Source organism: Sphingobium yanoikuyae, from assembly GCF_013001025.1.
GTDB classification, from domain to species: Bacteria; Pseudomonadota; Alphaproteobacteria; order Sphingomonadales; family Sphingomonadaceae; genus Sphingobium; species Sphingobium yanoikuyae_A.
Genome location: NZ_CP053021.1, coordinates 1,000,129 through 1,021,082, shown reverse-complemented (window position 1 = coordinate 1,021,082; position 20,954 = coordinate 1,000,129). Strand labels below are relative to the sequence as shown.

Sequence of the window (20,954 nt, the reverse complement as noted above, 5' to 3'; positions counted from 1 at the left end):
CAATTGAAACGGGGCCGTGTTTCTTGATATGGGCGGCCCATCATGGACTCTCCGACCCCTATCTTCGAAGCGATCGCGCTTCAGAAGTGCCTCAAGGCGACCTATAACAAGATGGTCGTCACGCTGGCCCCGCACATCCTCTACACGCGCCATGACGAGATGTTCATGGACGCCGTGACCACGGACCGCGACGGCCGCCCGCCGCGCGAGCTGAAGCTGGGCACGTTCAAGCTGGCGGGCCTGAGCGATGTCGAGATTCTGGACGAGACGTTCGAGGCGATGCACGGCCTCTATGACCAGGGCGACGACAAATATAAGGGCGTGACCCTGTTCGCGGTCGATCCGCAAAGCGCCGCGGCCTGACCGGCACTGGCATCGCATCGACCGGAATGAAGAAGGGCGGCCATTGGCCGCCCTTTTCTTTTATCGTTACTTCTTGAGTCGATAGCCGGTGCGGAACACCCAGGCGATGATGCCGAGGCATACCGCCAGCATGCCGCCCACGAACAACAGGCTGAACTCGATCCCGACATCGCCCTTGCCGAAGAAGGTCCAGCGGAAGCCCGAGATCAGATAGACGATCGGGTTGAACAGGGTGATCGTGCGCCACGGCTCGGCCAGCATGTGGATCGAGTAGAAGGCGCCACCCAGGAAGGTCATCGGCGTGATGATCAGCAGCGGGATCACCTGCAACTGCTCGAACCCCTGCGCCCAGATGCCCAGGATGAAGCCGAACAGGCAGAAGCTCACCGCAATCAGCAGCATGAAGCCGACCATGGCGAAGGGATGGGCCACCGGCAAATCGACGAACAGATGGGCCGTGGCAAAGATGATGAAGCCGACGATCAGCGCCTTGGTCGCCGCCGCCCCGACATAGGCGATCACCGTCTCCATCGCCGACACCGGCGCCGATAGCAGCTCATAGATGGTGCCGGTGAACTTGGGCATGTAGATGCCGAAGCTGGCGTTGAAAATGCTCTCCGTGAACATCGACATCATGATGAGGCCCGGCACGATGAAGGCGGCATAGGGAATGCCGTCAATCTCGGTCATGCGCGAGCCGATCGCCCCACCAAACACGATGAAATAGAGCGAGGTGGTGATGACCGGCACCAGCAGGCCGGTCAGCCAGGTGCGTCGGAACCGGTGCAGCTCGAACTTGTAGATGGCGGCGACCGCGCGCAGATTCGGGCCGTTCATGCCGCTTTCTCCTGATGGACCAGGCTCACGAAAATATCCTCCAGGCTGCTCTGCCGCGTGTTGAGATCCTTGTATCCGATGCCGAGATCGCCCAGCTTGCGCAGCAGCGAGGAGACGCCGGTGCGTTCGGCGCGGGTGTCGAACAGATATTCGATCTCCTGCCCCTGCGCCTTGAGCACCACATCCCAGTCGGCCAGTTCGGGCGGCAGCGCCTCGATCGGCTCGGCCAGCATGATCGACAGCGTCTTCTTGCCCAGCTTCTCCATCAGGGCGGTCTTGTCCTCGACCAGCATCAACTGGCCATGGTTGATGACGCCCACCCGGTCGGCCATTTCCTCGGCCTCCTCGATATAATGGGTGGTGAGGATGATGGTGACGCCGGTCTGGCGCAGTTCGCCGATCAGCTTCCACATGTCACGGCGCAATTCGACGTCGACGCCGGCGGTCGGCTCGTCCAGGAACAGCACGCGCGGCTCATGGCTCAGCGCCTTGGCGATCATAACCCGGCGCTTCATGCCGCCGGACAGTTCGCGGATCTTGTTGTGGCGCTTGTCCCATAGCGACAGGTCGCGCAGCACCTTTTCGACATAGGCGTCGTTGCGCGGCTTGCCGAAGAGGCCACGACTGAAGGTGACGGTATCGATGACCCGCTCGAACTGGTCGGTATTGAGCTCCTGCGGCACCAGTCCGATTGCGGCGCGCGCGCCGCGATAGTCACGGATGATGTCATGGCCGGCGACCGTCACGGTGCCGCCAGAGGGGCGGACATTGGCGCAGATGATCGAGATCATTGTCGTCTTGCCCGCGCCATTGGGGCCGAGCAGCGCGAAAATCTCGCCCTCCTCGATATTCAGGTCTACGCCCTTGAGCGCCTGAAAGCCCGACGCATAGCTTTTCGTCAGGCCCTTGATTTCGATGATGGATGCCATGCGGCAGCGCCCCCTTTCCTTGTGTCGGCAAGATAGGAGGCGGACCGCGCCATGCAACCGGCAACGCGGCAAATAGCGAAGCCGGGCAACATATTGGAAAAAGATTGAAGCCGGTGAAGCGCGGGCATAGGCTTGACGCGCCACCATGTGGAGAAGGCTATGAAAAAGGCAGTTCTCTATCTGTCGATCGCGTTGATCGTCGTTCCCGATATCGCCATCGCCCAGCAGGGCGGCCGACCACCATCCGGCGGCAGCGCTCGACCATCTCCGTCCACGCGCCCTGCCCCCGCTCCCTCACGCCCCGGCGGTTCTGCTCAACCATCGCGTCCGTCCGGTCCCTCGACGCAACCCTCGCGCCCGGGCGGGTCCAACAACCAGCCCTCCCGCCCCGATACGTCCCAGCCGAGCCGGCCGGGCGGTTCGCCGAACCAGCCCAATCGCCCGGGTGGTCCTTCGCCCCAGCCTTCGCGTCCGGGCGGCCCCTCCGTCCAACCGCCACGGCCCGGAAACCCCGGTCAGCCGCATCGTCCGGGCGCCGGACGCCCGCCCAATTTCCGGCCCATCCACGGGCCCGCGTTCCGCTATCCGCGCGGCTACAGCTATCGGCGCTGGACGGTCGGCCTGTTCCTGCCGGCGATCTTCTTCTCGACCGCTTATTATTATGACGATTACTGGCGCATGGGTCTGGGCGCCCCGCCTTATGGCTATCGCTGGATCCGCTATGGCCCCGACATGTTGCTGGTCGACGTGCGGTCGCGCCGCGTGGTCGATGTGGTCTATGGCGCCTTCTACTGAGGCAGAAACAGGAAGGGCCGCATCATGCGATGCGGCCCCTTTTTCTTGCCCCGATCATTCGCCCCGTCGGGTGAAGCGGAAGACCGTCGCTGGCGGGAAATTGCGCACCGTATGGCCGGCGCGGACAACCTCCAGACCAAGCTGGTCCAGCACCGCACGGCTGACCGGCGGTCGCGTCGAATAGGTGAACTGCACCAGGCTGCCGCCCGGCTTCAGCATGCGGAAGGCTTCGGACAATATGTCGATATGCATCGCCCGGTCCATCGCCAGCAGCGGCAGGCCGCTGACCACGGTCTGATAGTCGCCAGGGCCACCAGCGGCCGCGACCGAGACGATCTGCGCCGGCGTCTCCAGGATCGATACATGGGGAAAATGACGCCGCAGCCCACGCGCGAAGGCGGGATTGATCTCCACCACCTCCAGCTGGTCGGCGGCAAGCCCGGTTTCCAGGATGGCGCGGGTGAAGACGCCCGTGCCCCCGCCCAGTTCCAGCACGCGGCCGTCCTGCGGATCGATGTCGGCCACCATCAGCCGCGCCAGATAGCGACTGCTGGGCACGACCGAGGCGGTCTGCCGGGGCTTCTTCACCCAGGCGGCGAGGAAATCGAGATATTCGGTGGCGCGGGCGCGAAACTCGCTGTTCGGCAGGGCGATTGCCCGGCTGCGCTTCGGCTTGTGCTGCATGGGCGAAATGCGACCGCTCCTTTCTGGTGCCGACTCCCCTTAGCGGGCCGGAACGCCCCCGTCGATTGGCTTAACAAGATTTCATGCCGGACCAGCAACGGCTGGTCCGGCACAAGTCCTTATTTCTGCTTGCCCGCTTCGGCCGCGGCCAGCACGCGCAGCACATTGCCGGACCAGATTTTCTGTACGTCAGCCTCGCTATAGCCGGCCTTCAGCAGCGCGTCGGTGATCTTGGGCAGATCGACCACATCCTCCATGCCGACAACGCCGCCGCCACCGTCCCAATCCAGGCCGATGCCGACATGATCGGGGCCGACGACCTTCAGCGCATGCAGCATATGCGCCATGAAATCGTCGAAGGTCGGCCGGTCGGTGTCGGGATAGAGCCGGTCGATCTCCTGCCGCTTGGCGAGCATCGCGGCCCGCGCCTCGGGCGAAACCTTGGCGTCCTCGCGCATCTGGCCATAAAGCGCCATCAGCGCCTTCTGCCGCTCGGGATTGGGCTTGGACGCGCGCAGATAGGCGCCATAGGCGTTCATCTGGATGACCCCGCCCTTGGCCGCCAGGGCTTTCAGATGTTCGTCATCGATGTTGCGCGGATGGTCATAGACCGCCTTGCAGCCCGAATGGGTCAGCAGCACCGGCGTGGTCGACAGCGCCAGCAGATCGTCCAGCACCTGGTCGCTACTGTGCGAGGCATCGGGCACGATGCCGAGGCGGTTCATTTCCTTCAGCAATTCCTTGCCGAGCGGGCTGAGGCCGCCATAGCGCGGCTTCTTCGACGGATCGGTCGAGCTGTCGGCAAACTGGTTATGCGCGAAATGGGCAAAACCCGACACGCGCACGCCCATGTCGTAGAATGTCTTGATCAGCGAGACATCCTCGCCCAGCGGATAGGCATTTTCGATCGACATATAGACGATACGCTTGCCCGCCGCGGCGATTGGCGCCGCGTCCTTCGCCTCCAGCGCCAACGTGAAATTGTCGGGGTCGGCCGCCACCATCGATCGGATCGACATTCCACGCAACAACGCGAAATCGCGCGCCTTGCGGAAGCCCTCGATCGTCAGCGGTCCCTGGCCGGTGTAGATCGCCCAGAAGCCGCCATCGAGGCCGCCCTTCTTCATCCGTGGCAGGTCGACCTGGGTATAGTCGCTATGGACGCCATGCTCCTCGTCGATCGACCAGTCGGGCAGGTCGAGCGATGCCGGCGTATCGAGATGGCTGTCGAGCGTAATCAGCTTCTGGTGCAACTGATAGACCTGTTTCGACACGGATTTTGGCTGGGCCTGCGCCGCAATCGGGAGCAGCGCGACCAGCGCTGCCCCCATCAGATAAGCATTCCGCATCAGATCTCGCCCGAAATGGTGAACTGGAAGGTGCGTGGCGACAGCGGACGGAAGGAACCGTCACCCGTGACCGAGGAGGAGATGTAGGACAGCGTGTCCTTGTCGAAGATATTGTCGACGTTGAAGCGCGCCTTGATGCTCTTCACCGGGCCGAAGCTCCAGCCGTCGCCAATATCCACATAGCCGCTGAACACGGTGTAGGCCGGCACGCTGGAGCCTGCCGTGTTGGTGAAGGTCGACCAGCGCTTCGACGTATATTTGCCGCTGATGTTGGCAACCAGCCAGCTTGCCGGCTCGATCGTGACGCCACCGCTGACGATCCACTTGGCGCTATCGGGGATATATTTGCCGGAGGTCGCATAGGTGACCGACGCGACGATATCGTCCTGGAACTTGGCGTTGTTATAGGTGACGTTGGCGTTGGCATAGGCCAAGCCGTTGAGGAAAGCCGGCTTGTAGGTGCCGCTGGCTTCCACGCCGTAGGATTCGACCCGGCCGACATTCTGGTAGAAGGTTTCGGTGGTGCTGCCGCCGCCTTCCTGGAAAGTGGTGATCGACTGGATGCGGTTCTTGAACTTGGTGTAGTAGCCCGCGATCGAGGCGTAGAGTTGCCCCTGGTTGGTGCGGAAGCCGATTTCCATATTCTGCGCGCGTTCCGCCTTGGGCTGGGGCACCAGCGCCGACGTGCCGGTGCGCGTCACGGCATAGATATCATCCATGCCCTTGGGCAGCGCCATCGTCTCGGCATAGGAGGCGAAGATCTGGCTGCGCTCGTTGATCTTGAACAGCAGGCCCGCCATCGGCAGGAACATGTCGCGATAATGGGCCGTGTTATACTGTGGCCCCCAGCCTGCGACCGCCGTGCCACCCACGACGCGATAATAGTCGTCGAAGTCGCGATAGCCGCCAAGGCTGTAGTCCAGCATCAGCCCCTTGAAGCCGGCATCCAGAACCAGCCGGTCATCCATCAGCTTGAGCGTATCCTTCAGGAAGATCTGAAGCGTGTCGCGCTTGGACCGATAGTCGCGGCGCAGATAGACCAACTCGTCCAGATTGGGCTCGCCATCGGGGGCGCCGTCCATCGTGTTGTAGCGCGCCTGGGTGCGGTGATATTTGTCGACTTCGGCCCAGATGCCGCCTTCGACGACATTATTGCCGCTTTCCCAGTGCAGCTTGGTGGTCACGCCATAGCGATCGCCGCCGACGCCCGACCGACCATATTGCACACCCTTGGGCGCGGTCACGTCCAGCCCCGCGGCCGCCTGCGCCGTGTAGCGGCTCAGCGAGTTGGAATAGCTGTCGGGCGAGACGCCATAGCCATTCTTGTCTTCATAATAGAGGGTCGATTCCGCCCACACGCCATCGGCAATACCCAGGTGGAAGGTGCCGCCATAAAGCTTGTCCTTCCGCACGTTGATCGCGAGGTTGTAGACATTGGTGTAGTTGGAATTGGAATAATAGACGCCCGCCGCCGTCGGCGCGAAGCCGGTCGTGGTATTGGGCACATTCTCGATATAGGCGAAGTCGCGGCCGCAGGCGCCGACCACGCTGGTGGCGGTGCAATTATACTGGGCGCGGGTGATCGTCGGCGAGTCATAATCGAAGAAGTCGTTCGACACGAACTTGAAGCGCGCCCAGCTGTCACCGCCCAGATCGGCATGGATCTGGCCTTCCCAATGTTCGCGATCGACCGAACCGGGGCCGCGCCACAGGTCGCTGTCCAGCTTGGTGCGGCTGACATAGGCCTTGAACGGCCCCACCCGGCCCGTGCTGGCGCGGATGAAGGTGCGCTTCATATTATTGTCGCCAAAGCTCTGCGACACGAACAGGCCCATCTCCTCTTGCGGCGCGATGCTGTTATACTGCACCACCGGGCCGAGGCTGGAATAGCTGGGCAGGCCGACATCGGCGGCGCCGACGGAGGCTTCCACCACGCCCAGATTTTCATTGTCGACATAGCGGAAGACAGGGCTGCCACCGAAGGCGTCGCTGCGGCCGGTCGGAATGCCATCGACCACGAAGCCGATCTGGTCGAGGTTGAAGGCGCGGGTCTGGACGCTGTTGCCAAATTCATAAAGGCCCAGTGCACCGTCGGTCTGGACGTTGAATCCGGGCAGTTGCTCCAGCATCTTCAGGCCCGAAATACCCGACGGCGCCGACAGCAGCGCCTCGCGCGTGACGGCGACGACATTGTTGATCTTGTCTTCGCCGATCGCTTCCGACGATTGCGAGATACGACGACCGGTCACGGTGATGCTGTCATTTTCGTCCGTTGGAGCGGCCTCCTGCGCCCAAGCAGCAGAGGATAAGGCACCCGCGCAGCAGGCAAGCAGCAGCGCAGCGCGAGACACACGACGGACGGACGAAATCGAAGGCATAGAGGCTCCCTGTAGGCCCTGCAAAAGGGCAGTTCGCGCCAATCAGGAGCGCCCGCCCCTTCGGGCTATCGCGCCGTTCCTCTCCGGACCCTGGCCTGTCGATCATCCCTTCGGGCGAGCGCAGCCATGTCATCCATTTGTCATCTGAAACGAGCCCTTCGGGAAAATCCACCACGCGCTTATGATGATTTCTCAAGCGGAACGAGGCGCTTCAAAGCGTTGAGATTTCGCAATCAATGCCCGCTTCCTCGCACGCGCGCACAAAAAATCCTCCCCAGGCCTGGCCTGGGGAGGATCAAAAATTGCATGCCCTCTTCTTTCGAAGAAGGATCCCTCAGCGCCCCTTCCAGACGCCCGGACGCTTCTCGACAAAGGCGGTCATGCCCTCCTTCTTGTCTTCGGTTGCAGTCAGGATCTGGAACAGGCGGCGCTCGGTCAAAATGCCCTGGGCCAGGTTGGTCTCGAACGCGATATTGACCATTTCCTTGTTTACCATTGCCGCCATCGGCGGCATCGCGGCGATCGCGGCGGCGGTCTTGAGCGCGTCGTCCAGCAATTCGGCGACGGGCACGATCCGCGCGACCAGGCCAGCGCGCTCGGCCTCCTCAGCGCCCATCATCCGGCCGGTCAGGCACATTTCCATCGCCTTGGCCTTGCCGACCGCGCGGGTCAGGCGCTGCGACCCGCCCATGCCCGGCGCCACGCCCAGCTTCACCTCGGGCTGGCCGAACTTGGCGGTGTCGGCCGCCAGGATGAAGTCGGCCATCATCGCCAGTTCGCAGCCGCCACCCAGCGCAAAGCCGGCAACCGCCGCGATCCACGGCTTGCGGGTGGCAACGACCTTGGTCTGCCAGTCGGAGAAGAAATCCTGCAGAAAGAAGTCGGCCGCTTCCTTGTCCACCATTTCCTTGATGTCGGCGCCGGCGGCAAAGGCCTTTTCGCTGCCGGTCAGCACCGCGCAATGCTGGGTCGGGTCGGCATCATAGGCGGCAAAGGCCGCGCCCAGATCCGCGAGCACCTGGCTGTTGAGCGCGTTGAGCGCCTGCGGCCGGTTGAGCGTGATGAGCGTCACCGCGCCCTGCTGTTCCACCAGGATCGTTTCATATGCCATTGCCGTCTCCCTAAGCTGTCAGCGCCGATCTATGTCGGCCAAAAACGGATCGCCAGCCTTTGCAAAGCGGCGATTTTGCCGATCCTATCGGCAAAGATGCATGAAATCCTGATCATAGCTGCGCATATGCGCGCCGCCATCGACATAGAGGGTCTGGCCCGTCACCGCCGTCGCGCCGGCCAGATAGAGAACGGCCTGCGCGATCTGCTCCGCCTGCGGCAGCCGCCCAAGCGGCATCAACTGCTCCAGCCGCGCCATCTGTTCCGCATCATAGTCGGGCGTGGCGATGGTGAGGCCGGGCGCCACCGCATTGACCCGCACCTGCGGCGCCAGGCTGCTGGCCGCCGTCTTCGTCAGACCGGCGAGCGCCAGCTTGGACAGCGTATAGGCCAGCTGATCGCCATGGGGATGGTCGATCCGCTGATCGAGGATATTGACGATGCAGCGATCGCCCGTCCCGGCCGGAACGGTCGCGAACGCCTTGGTCAGCATCGCGGGCGCGGCGCAATTGACCGCATAATGGCGCATCAGATCATCGGCGGTGACGCTGTCGATCCGGTCCTGGCCGAAGATTGCAGCACTGTTGACCAGCAGGTCGGGCGGCCGGCCGAAGCGTTCGGCAACCTGCGCGACCAGTTCCTCGGCCGCTTCGGGATCGGCAAAGTCGACGACGAAACCTTCCCATTCGGCGCCATTTTCCTCCAGCGCGATCGCCAGATGAGAGTCCAGCCGCGTGTCATGGCTGCCATGGATGGCGAGCGAATAGCCGGCCTGCGCCAGCGTCGCCGAAATGATGCCGCCCAGCCGGCGATGGCCACCGGTCACGAGCGCCAGCCGGCGCGAGGCCAGCGGCAAGGGGCCGGTCGGCCCGGCATCCTTCTTCGCGCCGCCGATCGGGCGATAGGCGGGCTCGGCGCCCTCCCCCTGCTCGGTCACATCATTCACGAGGCGATGAGCTTCAGCACTTCCTCGCGCGACTTTTCATCGTCGCGGAAGACGCCGAGCATGCGGCTGGTCTTCATGATGACGTTGGGGGTGCGCACGCCACGGCCGGTCATGCAGCCATGGGTCGCCTCTATCACCACGGCGACGCCCTGGGGCTTGAGATTTTCCCAGATGCAGTTGGCGACTTCGGAGGTCAGCCGTTCCTGCACCTGCAGCCGGTTGGCATAGGCGTGCAGCACGCGGGCCAGCTTGGAAATGCCGACCACATAGTCGCCCGGCAGATAGGCGATGTGCGCGCGCCCGACGATCGGCGCCATATGATGTTCGCAATGCGACTGGAACGGAATGTCCTTCAGCAGCACGACATCGTCATAGCCGCCCACCTCATGGAAGATGCGCGAGAGATGATAGGCCGGATCATCATTATAGCCGCGGCAATATTCGCGCCAGGCGCGGGCCACCCGCTCGGGCGTTTCCATCAGCCCCTCGCGTTCGGGCATGTCGCCCGACCAGCGGATGAGGGTGCGGATTGCCTCCGACACTTCGGCCGGGACCGGCTCCTTCGAGCCCTCGCCTACGGTTTCCGCATCGGGATCATATGCCATGAACTGGGCCACTCCATAATTGTTGGCCCCGGCATATGGCGACTGCGTGCCCGTCTGACCAGCCCTTTTGCCCCGGCTGGACACAACATCGCTGTGGTGGCAAATCACAGTCTAACGGGAACGCACCACAGAAAAATGTCATTACAATCGCAAGATCATGCGCACTGAACGCATCGCCGCCGTCCTTCTGGCAGCCGGCATGTCGACCCGCTTTGGCGAGGAAGACAAGCTGATGGCCGACCTGCGCGGCAAGCCGGTTGCCGCGCACACGCTGGAAACCATCGCCTCCATGGCCTTTGCCGAGCTGGTCGCTGTCGTGCGACCGGTCGAATTTGCGCCAATATTGCATCGCAAGCTTGACCGACGCGGCTTCGATATCATCGTCAACGAACGGCCCGAGGAAGGCCTGTCGAGCAGCATCCGGCTCGCAGTCGAGCATGTGATGGACAAGCGCAAGGTGCGCGGCATCCTGATCTGCCTGGCCGACATGCCCGACGTGCCGCAGACCCATTATAACCATATCTGCATGGCGGCCGAGGACATAAGATCGGTCGTCGCCAGCACCGACGGCTTCTCTTCCTCGCCGCCCGCCTTCATCGGCCGCAAGCATTTCCCCGAATTGCTGGCACTTAAAGGGGATCAGGGTGCCCGCGCGCTGCTGAGCCACGGCATCCAGATCGAGACGATCGGCAATGTGCTGCACGACATCGATACGCCGGAGGATCTTGGCCGCCCCCCGGTGACGCCGACCTGAGGCCCAAAAGGGGCAGGCGAAGCCGCTTTGCCTTGCCCCGCTTCAGGTCGATCGCGTCGGATCGGTCAGACCGTCGCCCATTTCCCGCGGATCAGGGGCACGACTGAGCGGCAGCGAGCCGGTCTGGCGTTCCAGCATGCGATGCACCACCGGCGGCTTACCGCCACTGTGCAGCGCGTGGATCGTGTCGCTGTTGGTGATGTCGGCGATGGTGCGCCGCTGGTTATGGCGGACATAGTCGAGCCAGGTCGACACATGATAGCGTTCGACCCAGAGTTCCGGATCGCCCAGGTCGCGCATCAGCGACCAGCCATGCGCGCCATCGCGCTTGCGAATGCGGCGGCGCTCGCTCATCGCGCTGAGGAAAGGGACGACCGATCCCACCGGAATGCGATATTCGATGGTGATGACGACCGGGCCGCTGCGCGGTTCGACCGGCACCGCTGTCTCCGGCTCGCGCCAGCGATTCTGGAGATCGAGATTGTCATCGCCGATCTGCGGCAGCGGACGGACGAAGCCGATCAGCGCGGCGACCAGTTGCACCGCGGCGGAGGCATAGAGGGCGTCCACCACCCCATGATCCTCGGCCAGATTGCCGAACAGCCAGGCGCCAATCGCCATGCCACCGAACGCCGTCATCTGATAGATGGCGACGGCGCGGGCGACGACCCAGCGCGGCGCCGACATCTGGACCGACACGTTGAAGGTCGACAGCGCCATGACCCAGCCCGCCCCGGCGAGCAGATAGCCGAGCAGCGCCAGCGCCAGATAGCCCGACATGGCCGTGATCGCCGTTCCCGCCGCAAGCGACAGGGCGGCGGACCGCACGATCGCCTCGATCGAGAAGCGCGCGCGCAACCGCCGGGTGGAGAGCGCCCCGGCTACCGCGCCGACGCCAAAGGCGCCACTGGTAAGGCCGAAGGTCAGCGCGCCGCCGCCCAGCACATCGCGCGCCACCAGCGGCATCAGCGCCGACACCGCGCTGGCACCAATGCCAAAGGCACCGCCGCGCAGCAGCACGAGCTGGATCTTGGGCGACATCGAGACATAGCTGACACCGGCCCACATCGCGACGCCCAGCCGCTCGCGCGGCAGCAGTTTGGGCGGCAATTCCGGTCGCCACCGCGCCAGCACCGCGACCAGGCCGATATAGCTGACCGCATTGGCCAGGAACGCGGCTGCCGCGCCCGCCGCCGCGACGATCACGCCGCCCAACGCCGGGCCGGTACTACGGGCAAGATTGAACCCCATGCTGTTCATCGCGACGGCACTGGGCAGCACGCTGCGCGGCACCATGTCGCCGACCGACGCCTGCCAGGCCGGGCCGTTCACCGCCGTCGCGCAGCCAATGAGGAAGGTAAAGCCCAGCAGCGTCCAGGGCGTCAGCGCACCAAGCCAGGCGACCAGCGCAAGGGCAGTCGACACCAGCAGCATGAAAAGCTGGCAGGCCATCATCACCTTGCGCCGATCCAGATTGTCGGCGACCGCGCCGGCCCAGAGCGAGAACAGCATGATCGGCAGCGTCGTCGACGCCGGCACCAGCGCCACCAGCACCGGCGAAGCGGACAGCGAGGTCATCATCCAGGCCGCACCGACCGACTGGATCAGCCCGCCGAAATTGGACGCCAGGCTCGCGATCCAGATCGCGCGGAAGATGGGAATGGCAAAGGGCGAGGACGGCTGGGGGGACTCGGTGTCAGGCACGAAAACCATCAAGCGGATTTAGGAACGTCGGTCAAACCCGCGACTCGACCTTTGGTTCACATCCGTCCGGTACGCAGTGTCCGTGCCCAGTCGGGCCGGCTGCGAGCATCGGCCGTGGCGGCCGCGCGTTCGACATCATAGGCGACCAGGACGATGTCCGCGTGCCAGCCGTCGGCCGTCCGCTCGACCAATGCATAACGGGCCTCGGGCGATCCGGTCTCCACCATGTGCGGCCAGGGGCGATCATCGTCATAGGCCGGCAGGCCGACGCTGCCCGGATTGACGATCAGCCCGCCATCGGCGCGACGATGAATACGCGGCACATGGGTATGGCCGCACAGGATCAGCGGCGCGACAACGCCCCCTGCCCGCGCTTCGACCTCCGCCTCGGTCGCCGCGCGCAGCCCGGTCGGCTCGACCGTTTCCAGCCAATAATCGATGTCGCTGCCCGGCGTGCCATGGACCATGAGCACCTCATCCGTCAGCCACAGCGTCTCGGGCAAGCCGGCGATCCAGTCGCGATGGCGCGGCGCCAGCAGATCATGGGTCGCCCGGTCTGACGCGCCCATCCGGTCGGGCGCCAGCGTCAGCAATTGTCGCTCATGGTTGCCCCGGATCGTCGGCAAATCCATCGCCATCAGCCGTTCGGCGGTCTCGCAGGGGAACAGCGGCCCCGACAAGATGTCACCGAGATTGACACATAGATCGACATTGCGCGCAGCCACATCCGCCAGCACGGCGTCGAGCGCATCGATATTGCCATGGATGTCGGAAAGAACCGCAATCTTCACCTGATGCTTGTCCCGCTGCGATCGCGCCCCACATCAGGCCCGCACCTGACCTTACGGCAAGGCCATGTCGGCGGAAACCGACCATTTCAGGCTTGCACTTTACGTAAACGTAAATACATTCAGGGCCACTTCCGGTGCGCCAAAAGCCGCCAACGGAGAGGGAAAAGGAACCATGGAAGCCTATATCTACGACGCCGTCCGCACGCCCCGTGGCCGGGGCAAGAGCGACGGTTCGCTCCACGACATCACCCCCATCCAGCTTGCGACGCAGATGCTCGAAGCGGTGCGCGACCGCACCCAGATCGACACTGCCGACGTCGATGACGTGATCCTGGGCTGCGTCAGCCCCGTGGGCGAACAGGGCGCGGACATCGCGCGCGTCGCCGTGCTCAACGCCGATTATGCCCAGACCGTGCCGGGCGTGCAGATCAACCGTTTCTGTGCATCCGGCCTGGAAGCGGTCAACATGGCCGCGGCCAAGGTCTATTCGGGCGAAGCGATGTTCGCGATCGGCGGCGGCGTCGAATCGATGAGCCGCGTGCCGATGGCGTCGGACGGCGGCGCCTGGGCGATGGACCCGGCGGTCGCCTACAAGACCTATTTCGCGCCCCAGGGCATCGGCGCCGACGTGATCGCCACCAAATTCGGCATCAGCCGCGACGATGTCGACGCCTATGCCGTCGAAAGCCAGCGCCGCGCCAAGGCTGCCTGGGACGAAGGCCGTTTCAAGAAGTCGATCGTGCCGGTCCGCGACGTGATCGGCGGCATCGCACTCGATCATGACGAACATATGCGCCCCGACGCGACGATGCAGTCGCTCGGCAGCCTGAAGCCCAGCTTCCAGGCGCTAGGTGAGGACATGCCCGGCTTCGATACCGTCGCCCTGCTGCGCTATCCCGAGCTGGAAAAGGTCAACCATGTCCATCACGCCGGCAACAGCAGCGGCATCGTCGACGGCGCCGCCGCCGTGCTGGTCGGCAACAAGGAAATTGGCGAGAAATACGGCCTAAAGCCGCGCGCGAAGATCAAGGCGATGGCCTCGATCGGGTCCGAACCGCTGATCATGCTGACCGGCCCGGAATTTGTCGCGGGCAAGTTGCTGGCCCGCGCCGGCATGACCACCGCCGACATCGACCTGTGGGAACTGAACGAAGCCTTCGCCTCGGTCGTGCTGCGCTACATGCAGGCGATGAAGCTCGACCACAGCAAGATCAACGTCAATGGCGGCGCGATCGCCATGGGCCATCCGCTGGGCGCCACCGGCGCCATGGTGCTGGGCACCGCGCTGGACGAGCTGGAACGCTCGGGCAAGGGCACCGCGCTCATCAACCTGTGCGTCGGCGCGGGCATGGGCACCGGCATCATCATCGAGCGCGTGTAAGCGGCGGACGCAAGGAGAGACACACATGGAAACCATCCGCTTCGACATCGATGCCGACGGCATCGCCACCCTGACGATCGACGTGCCCGGCCAGTCGATGAACGTCATCGGCCCCGACTTCCTGGCTGACCTCGACACCGCCATCACCCGCATCGCGTCGGAAGAGGGCATCAAGGGCGCGGTCATCGCATCGGGCAAGGACAGCGGCTTCATGGCCGGCATGGACCTGAAATATTTCGGGTCGATGCTGGCCAGCGCCGATGGACAGCGCCCCGCCCCCACCGCGATCTTCGACAATGTGTTCGTGCTGAACCAGCTGTTCCGTCGCCTTGAAACCGCCGGCAAGCCGGTCGCCTGTGCGATCGAGGGCACCTGCGTCGGCGGCGGCTTCGAGCTGGCGCTGGCCTGCCATCGCCGCTTCGTCGGCGACAGCCCCAAGACCCAGCTCGGCCTGCCCGAAATCCTGATCGGCCTGTTCCCCGGCGGCGGCGGCTCGCAGCGCCTGCCGCGCATCATGGGCGTCCAGGCGTCGCTGATGTACATGCTGCAGGGCAAGCTGTTCCGCCCGGCCGAAGCCGCGATGCTGAAGGTCGTCGACGGCGTGGTGCCGCAGGGCACGTCGCTCGCCGCCGCCAAGGACTGGGTCAAGGCGAACCCGACCGCCAATACCCAGCCCTGGGACGTCAAGGGCTTCAAGGTGCCCGGTGGCGCCGGCGGCTTCAACCCCGCCTTCGTCCAGACCATGGCCGGCGCCCTGCCGATGACGCTCAAGCAGACCCAGCGCAACATGAACGCGCCGATCGCCCTGCTGTCGGCGGTCTATGAGGGCATCACCCTGCCGATGGACCGGGCAATCCGGATCGAGAGCAAATATTTCGCCAAGGTCGCCGCCGATCCGCAGGCGTCGAACATGATCCGCACCCTGTTCGTCAACAAGCAGGCGGCTGAGCGCGGCGCACGTCGTCCCAAGGACGAGCCCAAGGCGCCGACCATCAAGCTCGCCATGCTGGGTGCCGGCATGATGGGCGCGGGCATCGCCACCGTCGCGGCGCAGGCCGGCATGGACGTGGTGCTGTTCGACCGCGACCAGGCCTATGCCGAGAAGGGCAAGGCCCATGTCGAGGCGGTGCTGGCCAAGCGCCTGGGCCGTGGCATGACGCCCGAGAAGATGGCCGCCACCCTGGCCCGCGTCACCCCGACCACCGACTATGCCGCGCTCGCCGGCGCCGACTTCGTGATCGAAGCGGTGTTCGAGGATGTCGCGATCAAGGCGGAAGTGACCAAGCAGGTCGAAGCCGTGCTGGGCGCCGACACCATCTTCGGTTCCAACACCTCGACCCTGCCGATCACCAAGCTCGCCAATGCCTGGTCCAGGCCCGAGAATTTCATCGGCGTCCACTTCTTCTCGCCGGTCGAGAAGATGCCGCTGGTCGAAATCATCCTGGGCGAGAAGACCGGCCCGGCCGCGATCGCCAAGGCGCTCGACTTCGTTGCCCAGATCAAGAAGACCCCGATCGTCGTGCATGACAGCCGCGGCTTCTACACCTCGCGCAGCTTCGGCACCTATGTGCAGGAAGGCGCGGAACTGGTCGGCGAAGGCATCAATCCGGCACTGATCGAAAATGCCGGCAAGCAGCTCGGCATGCCGACCGGCCCGCTGGCCGTCAGCGACGAAGTGTCGATCGAACTGGGCGTCAAGATCATGACCGCCGCCAAGAAGGAGCTGGGCGACGCCTATGTTCCCCAGGGGTCGGACGACATCATGCTCAAGATGGTCGAGGCCGATCGCCTGGGCCGCAAGAACGGCAAGGGCTGGTACGACTATCCCGAAGGCGGCAAGAAGCATCTCTCGCCGGTGCTGGGCGAGTTGTTCCCGCGCGCCGACGCCCAGCCGGATGTCGAGGAAGTCAAGGAACGGCTCCTCTATCGCCAGTTGATCGAATGCGCCCGCTGCTTCGAGGAAGGCGTGCTGGAAACGCCGGAAGATGGCGATATCGGCGCGATCTTCGGCTGGGGCTTCGCGCCCTATACCGGCGGTCCGTTCAGCCATATGGACACGGTCGGCATCGCCCATGTCGTGGCCGTGCTGGACCGGCTGGCCGCCGCCCATGGCCCGCGCTTCGCCCCCACGGCGCAGCTGCGGGAAATGGCCGCCAACGGCGCGACCTTCTATCGCCCCGTTCCGTCTCGCGCTGCAGCATGAGCGATTTGTAAATCGTAACGCTTCTGTATTAGGTCTCCCCGGACATATTCGGGGAGACCTTTTCTTTATGAGCAAGCCAACGGTTCTGGTCACGGGCGGCGCCGGCTATATCGGCAGCCATGCGGTGCTGGCGCTGAAGGATGCCGGCTATGGCGTGGTGGTGATCGACAATCTGGTCACCGGCTTCCGCTGGGCCGTGCCGCAGGACGTCCCCTTCGTGCAGGGCGACATTGCCGACCAGGCGCTGGTACAGGCGACGCTGCGCGAACATGGCGTCCAGGCGATCATGCATTTCGCCGGATCGGTGGTGGTGCCGGAATCGGTCGAGAACCCGCTCAAATATTACAATAATAACAGCGCCAAGACCCGCGACCTGCTGGAAAGCGCGGTCGCCGTCGGCGTGCCCCATTTCATCTTCTCCTCGACCGCCGCCACCTATGGCATTCCGGAGGAAAGCCCGGTCAGGGAAACGACGCCGCAGCGGCCGATCAATCCCTATGGCATGTCGAAGCTGATGACCGAATATATGCTGCGCGACGTCGCCGCCGCCCACGCCATGAACTTCTGCGCGCTGCGCTATTTCAACGTCGCCGGCGCCGATCCGCAGGGCCGCACCGGCCAGTCGACGGCGGGCGCCACCCACCTGATCAAGGTCGCGGTCGAGGCGGCGCTGGGCAAACGCAGCCATGTCAGTGTCTTCGGCACCGATTTCGCGACGCCCGACGGCACCGGCGTGCGCGACTATATTCATGTCAGCGATCTGGCCGCCGCCCATGTGCTGGCGCTCGAAGCATTGATCGCCCATCCTGACCGCAATTACATGCTCAATTGCGGCTATGGCCGGGGCTTCTCCGTACTCGAAGTGCTGGATGCGGTCGACCGGGTCACCAACATGACGATCGAGCGCCGGCTGGAAGGACGCCGTGCGGGCGATCCCGACGCGCTGATTTCCGACAATAGCGCGCTCATGGCCGAATTTCCCTGGCAGCCGCGTTATGCCGATCTCACGCAGATCGTCAATCATGCGCTCGCCTGGGAACGCAAACTCAGCGACATCCAGAAGGCATGAGCGAAGCCAGCGTCCGCGCCTTCTTTGCCGCGCAGGCGCCCGATGTCGTCATCATCGACCAGGGCGTCAGCACTGCGACGGTGATCGAGGCGGCGGCTGCGCTGGGTGTCGAACCCGCGCGCATCGCCAAGACGCTGTCGCTGCGCGTCGGCGACAGCGTCGTGCTGGTCTGCGCGCGGGGCGACGCGCGTTTGTCCAATGGCAAGGCGAAGGCGGTGCTGGGCGCCAAGCCGCGCATGCTGGGCGCGCATGAGGTGGAGGAGATTACCGGCCATCCGGTCGGCGGCGTCTGCCCCTTCGGTCTCGCCAGTGCCCTGCCCGTCTATTGCGATGTCTCCTTGCAGGCGTTCGACACCGTGTTTCCGGCGGCGGGATCACGCACCGCCTCGGTCGAACTGACGCCCGACCGGCTTGCCGCCTTGACCGGGGCGCAATGGATCGACATCTGCACCCTTCCTGAAATCGTCGAGTGAGAGCCATGCCGACCGAACATCTTTTTGCCACCGGCGCACAGGCTGCCACCGACATCGCCGCCCGCATCGCCACCCTGTTGTCGGATGCGATCGCCCAGCGCGGCGTCGCGACGCTGGCCGTGTCGGGCGGCCGCTCGCCGCGCCCGGTGCTGGAAGCCCTGTCGAAAGTGCCGCTCGACTGGACGAAGCTGATCGTCACCCTGGTCGATGAACGCTGGGTCGATCCGGTCAGCGCCGACAGCAATGAACGGCTGGTGCGCGAAACCCTGCTCCAGGGCCCGGCCACCGCCGCTCGCTTCGTGCCGATGAAGAATGGCGCCGTCGACGCCTATGCCGGCCAGAGCGCGGTAGAGGCGGACTTTGCCGCTTTGCCCTGGCCGTTCGACATCATCCTGCTCGGCATGGGCGATGACGGCCACACCGCCTCGCTCTTCCCGGAAGGCAAGGAACTGGCCGAGGGGCTTTCCAGTGACGCTTACACCATTGCCGCCACCCCGCCGGTCGCGCCGCACCAGCGGCTGTCGCTGACCGCCCACGCGATCCTGCAAAGCCGTCACATCTTCCTGCAGATCGGCGGCGCGGGCAAGAAGGCGGTCTATGACCAGGCGCTGGCCGGCGGTCCGATCGAAGAACTGCCGATCCGCCTTGCCCTGCTGCAGGACAAGGTGCCGGTCGAGGTGTGGATCGCTGAAGCCTGATGCTTCCGCCCGTTGGTTCAATTTCTCGGCTCATGTTTCGAGATCAGATAGCGCCACACGCCGACCGCGTTGATCGCCAATAGCGCGACATTCTGCCAGCCGATGCCCTCGCTGTCCTTGTCCAGGAAACCCCAGCCGATCAGCGCGATCGAACTGGTGACGAACAGCACGAACGCCCAGCCGGTGATCCGCCGCCCCAGGTTCAGCGACACGACCAGCGCCGCCAGCGTGGCGGCGCCGGCACCATAATATTGCAGGGCGGTGAGCAACGCCTGGTTCATGCCAGACAGAACGTAGCGGCCATGGACATGGTTGCCCGCACAGAATAGGCACCCGGCATGATTGCCCAGATCGATCCCTTCCACGCCATCGCCATCAGCCGCGAGGCCCATGCCCTCAAGGCTGCGGGCCGCTCCATCCTGCACATGGAGTTCGGCCAGCCCTCGACCGGAGCACCCGCCGCCGCCATCGCGCTGGCGCATGAAGTGCTCGACACCGACCCGATGGGCTATTGGGAAAGCCCGGCGCTCAAGGAACGGATCGCCCGCCTCTATGCCAATCGGCACGGCGTGACCGTCGATTCCGAACAGGTGCTGCTGACCTGCGGCGCTTCGCCCGGCTTGGTGCTGGCGCTCACCAGCCTGTTCGCGCCCGGCGCCCGCGTCGCCACCGCGCGGCCGGGCTATGTCGCCTATCGCAATACGTTGAAGGCCCTCTATCTGGAGCCGGTCGAGATCGCCTGCGGCCCGGCCGAACGCTATCAGATCAACGCCGACGCGCTGGCCGCAATCGAGCCAGCGCCAGACGGCCTGATCCTCGCCAGCCCGGCCAACCCGACCGGCACGATCATCCCGGCCGACGAACTGGCGGCGATCGCCAAAGTGTGTGCGACACGCGGCATCCGCATCATCTCCGACGAAATCTATCATGGCCTCAGCTTCGGCGAACCGGCGCGGTCGATGCTGGAATTTGCCCCCGATGCGGTGATCGTGAACAGCTTCTCCAAATATTTCAGCATGGCCGGCTGGCGGCTGGGCTGGATCGTCGTGCCCGCCGACCTGATCGGCGCGGCGCGGGCGCGGATGGGCAATCTGTTCCTGACGCCGCCGGTGCTGGCGCAGCAGGCGGGGCTGGCCGCCTTCGACTGCACCGACGAGCTTGAGGGGCATGTCGACACCTATCGCCGCAACCGGAAATTGCTGCTCGACGCCCTGCCCGCGCTCGGCCTCGCCAGCATCGCGCCGCCCGATGGCGCTTTCTATATCTATGCCGATATCAGCCATCTCACCAATGACAGCCTGGCGTTCTGCCAGAAGCTGCTGCGCGAGACCGGCGTTGCCACCGCACCGGGGATCGATTTCGATCCGGTCGACGGCCATCGTTTCATCCGCTTCAGCTTCGCCGTCTCGACCGATCGGGTCGAGGATGCGATCGCGCGGATGATCCCATGGTTCCAGGCGCAGCCGGGGCGCTGAATTTCAGTAGAAGACCTAGAACCAACGGCCCAAAAGGGTCCGCAAGGCCAAAGTCCGTCCGAGCTTATGCGAGGAAAAGCCAAGGCGGCGGATGCAGCCGACGACGCCTGAGTCCTAATAAGTGGTGCGGGCGGTCGGAATCGAACCGACACTCCTTGCGGAACCGGATTTTGAGTCCGGCGCGTCTACCAGTTTCACCACGCCCGCATTGGAAATCCGTGGGTTGTGGCGCACTAGCAGGTCACGCGGCGGCTGCAAAGCCCTCTTTTCTCCTCAAATGAAGGAAAGGCAACGAACACTTAAGCCACTGTAAAAATTATAGTTTAGAATGTTCCGTCGCATAGAATTTCCCACTTTTCGAGGACGAACACATTGACGTCCGCATCGACCAGAAAGGTAGCGCAGGTGTA

20 protein-coding genes and 1 tRNA gene are annotated in these 20,954 nt (G+C 64.3%); 9 read left to right on the top strand and 12 right to left on the bottom strand.

The genetic code is table 11. From position 1 onward, the window contains the following. The first annotated feature begins 42 nt into the window (after positions 1-42). Positions 43-363, top strand: coding sequence for a hypothetical protein (locus HH800_RS05300; RefSeq protein ID WP_004212065.1), 321 nt, complete (start codon positions 43-45; stop codon positions 361-363). Between the two features lie 66 nt (positions 364-429). Here HH800_RS05300 and HH800_RS05295 read toward each other — a convergent pair whose 3' ends face one another. Beyond that, a complete protein-coding gene (locus tag HH800_RS05295) occupies positions 430-1,200 on the bottom strand; it encodes an ABC transporter permease (RefSeq protein WP_010335393.1) in 771 nt (256 codons plus the stop codon). Further along, complete coding sequence (locus tag HH800_RS05290; RefSeq protein ID WP_169860397.1) at positions 1,197-2,129, bottom strand: ABC transporter ATP-binding protein; 933 nt, start codon at positions 2,127-2,129, stop codon at positions 1,197-1,199. The genes HH800_RS05295 and HH800_RS05290 overlap by 4 nt, the downstream gene beginning before the upstream one ends. Positions 2,130-2,288: 159 nt before the next feature. Between HH800_RS05290 and HH800_RS05285 the strand changes: the two genes are divergently transcribed. Then, a complete protein-coding gene (locus HH800_RS05285; protein ID WP_169860396.1) occupies positions 2,289-2,924 on the top strand; it encodes an RcnB family protein in 636 nt (211 codons plus the stop codon). A 54-nt stretch (positions 2,925-2,978) separates the two neighbouring features. Here the strand turns inward: HH800_RS05285 and HH800_RS05280 are convergent, their stop codons facing one another. The 6 genes from HH800_RS05280 to folE all read right to left on the bottom strand — a co-directional run bounded on the left by HH800_RS05280 (position 2,979) and on the right by folE (position 9,996). Further along, entirely contained in the window at positions 2,979-3,608 is a 630-nt protein-coding gene (locus HH800_RS05280; protein WP_169860395.1) for a class I SAM-dependent methyltransferase, read from the bottom strand. Positions 3,609-3,727: 119 nt separating this feature from the next. After that, complete coding sequence (locus HH800_RS05275) at positions 3,728-4,957, bottom strand: dipeptidase (protein WP_169860394.1); 1,230 nt, start codon at positions 4,955-4,957, stop codon at positions 3,728-3,730. Beyond that, entirely contained in the window at positions 4,957-7,335 is a 2,379-nt protein-coding gene (locus tag HH800_RS05270; RefSeq protein ID WP_169860393.1) for a TonB-dependent receptor, read from the bottom strand. Before HH800_RS05270 ends, HH800_RS05275 begins: the two co-directional genes overlap by 1 nt. Positions 7,336-7,669: 334 nt before the next feature. Further along, the gene (locus HH800_RS05265; protein WP_169860392.1) at positions 7,670-8,446 is read right to left on the bottom strand and encodes an enoyl-CoA hydratase-related protein; all 777 of its coding nucleotides are present in this window, start codon (positions 8,444-8,446) and stop codon (positions 7,670-7,672) included. 84 nt (positions 8,447-8,530) lie between these two features. Further along, positions 8,531-9,391, bottom strand: coding sequence for an SDR family oxidoreductase (locus HH800_RS05260; RefSeq protein WP_169860391.1), 861 nt, complete (start codon positions 9,389-9,391; stop codon positions 8,531-8,533). Next, positions 9,388-9,996, bottom strand: a complete 609-nt coding sequence (gene folE, locus HH800_RS05255; protein WP_017501203.1) for a GTP cyclohydrolase I FolE — start codon at positions 9,994-9,996, stop codon at positions 9,388-9,390. Before folE ends, HH800_RS05260 begins: the two co-directional genes overlap by 4 nt. A gap of 157 nt (positions 9,997-10,153) precedes the next feature. Here folE and HH800_RS05250 point away from each other — a divergent pair, with 157 nt between their 5' ends. After that, the gene (locus HH800_RS05250; RefSeq protein ID WP_037507878.1) at positions 10,154-10,750 is read left to right on the top strand and encodes a nucleotidyltransferase family protein; all 597 of its coding nucleotides are present in this window, start codon (positions 10,154-10,156) and stop codon (positions 10,748-10,750) included. A gap of 42 nt (positions 10,751-10,792) precedes the next feature. Here the strand turns inward: HH800_RS05250 and HH800_RS05245 are convergent, their stop codons facing one another. Then, positions 10,793-12,463, bottom strand: a complete 1,671-nt coding sequence (locus tag HH800_RS05245) for an MFS transporter (RefSeq protein WP_004212052.1) — start codon at positions 12,461-12,463, stop codon at positions 10,793-10,795. A 47-nt stretch (positions 12,464-12,510) separates the two neighbouring features. Further along, entirely contained in the window at positions 12,511-13,245 is a 735-nt protein-coding gene (locus HH800_RS05240) for a metallophosphoesterase family protein (RefSeq protein WP_169860390.1), read from the bottom strand. 172 nt (positions 13,246-13,417) lie between these two features. Here HH800_RS05240 and HH800_RS05235 point away from each other — a divergent pair, with 172 nt between their 5' ends. From HH800_RS05235 to pgl, 5 genes are all read left to right on the top strand, one after another. After that, positions 13,418-14,626 carry an acetyl-CoA C-acetyltransferase gene (locus HH800_RS05235; RefSeq protein WP_048937022.1) on the top strand — a complete coding sequence of 403 codons (1,209 nt, stop codon included), beginning with the start codon at positions 13,418-13,420 and terminating at the stop codon, positions 14,624-14,626. Between the two features lie 25 nt (positions 14,627-14,651). Further along, entirely contained in the window at positions 14,652-16,829 is a 2,178-nt protein-coding gene (locus tag HH800_RS05230; RefSeq protein WP_169860389.1) for a 3-hydroxyacyl-CoA dehydrogenase NAD-binding domain-containing protein, read from the top strand. Positions 16,830-16,896: 67 nt separating this feature from the next. Then, positions 16,897-17,898, top strand: coding sequence for a UDP-glucose 4-epimerase GalE (galE, locus tag HH800_RS05225; protein WP_169860388.1), 1,002 nt, complete (start codon positions 16,897-16,899; stop codon positions 17,896-17,898). After that, positions 17,895-18,371 (top strand): YbaK/EbsC family protein, encoded by a 477-nt coding sequence (locus tag HH800_RS05220; RefSeq protein WP_169860387.1) that lies wholly within the window; start codon positions 17,895-17,897, stop codon positions 18,369-18,371. Before galE ends, HH800_RS05220 begins: the two co-directional genes overlap by 4 nt. 5 nt (positions 18,372-18,376) lie before the next feature. After that, positions 18,377-19,069 (top strand): 6-phosphogluconolactonase, encoded by a 693-nt coding sequence (gene pgl, locus HH800_RS05215; RefSeq protein WP_169860386.1) that lies wholly within the window; start codon positions 18,377-18,379, stop codon positions 19,067-19,069. A gap of 17 nt (positions 19,070-19,086) precedes the next feature. On the opposite strand, the gene HH800_RS05210 is transcribed toward pgl, so the two are convergent. After that, entirely contained in the window at positions 19,087-19,350 is a 264-nt protein-coding gene (locus HH800_RS05210; protein WP_169863246.1) for a hypothetical protein, read from the bottom strand. Between the two features lie 57 nt (positions 19,351-19,407). Here HH800_RS05210 and HH800_RS05205 point away from each other — a divergent pair, with 57 nt between their 5' ends. Next, a complete protein-coding gene (locus tag HH800_RS05205; protein WP_169860385.1) occupies positions 19,408-20,544 on the top strand; it encodes a pyridoxal phosphate-dependent aminotransferase in 1,137 nt (378 codons plus the stop codon). A gap of 122 nt (positions 20,545-20,666) precedes the next feature. On the opposite strand, the gene HH800_RS05200 is transcribed toward HH800_RS05205, so the two are convergent. Then, positions 20,667-20,751, bottom strand: a tRNA-Leu gene (locus tag HH800_RS05200). Positions 20,752-20,954 lie beyond the last annotated feature (203 nt).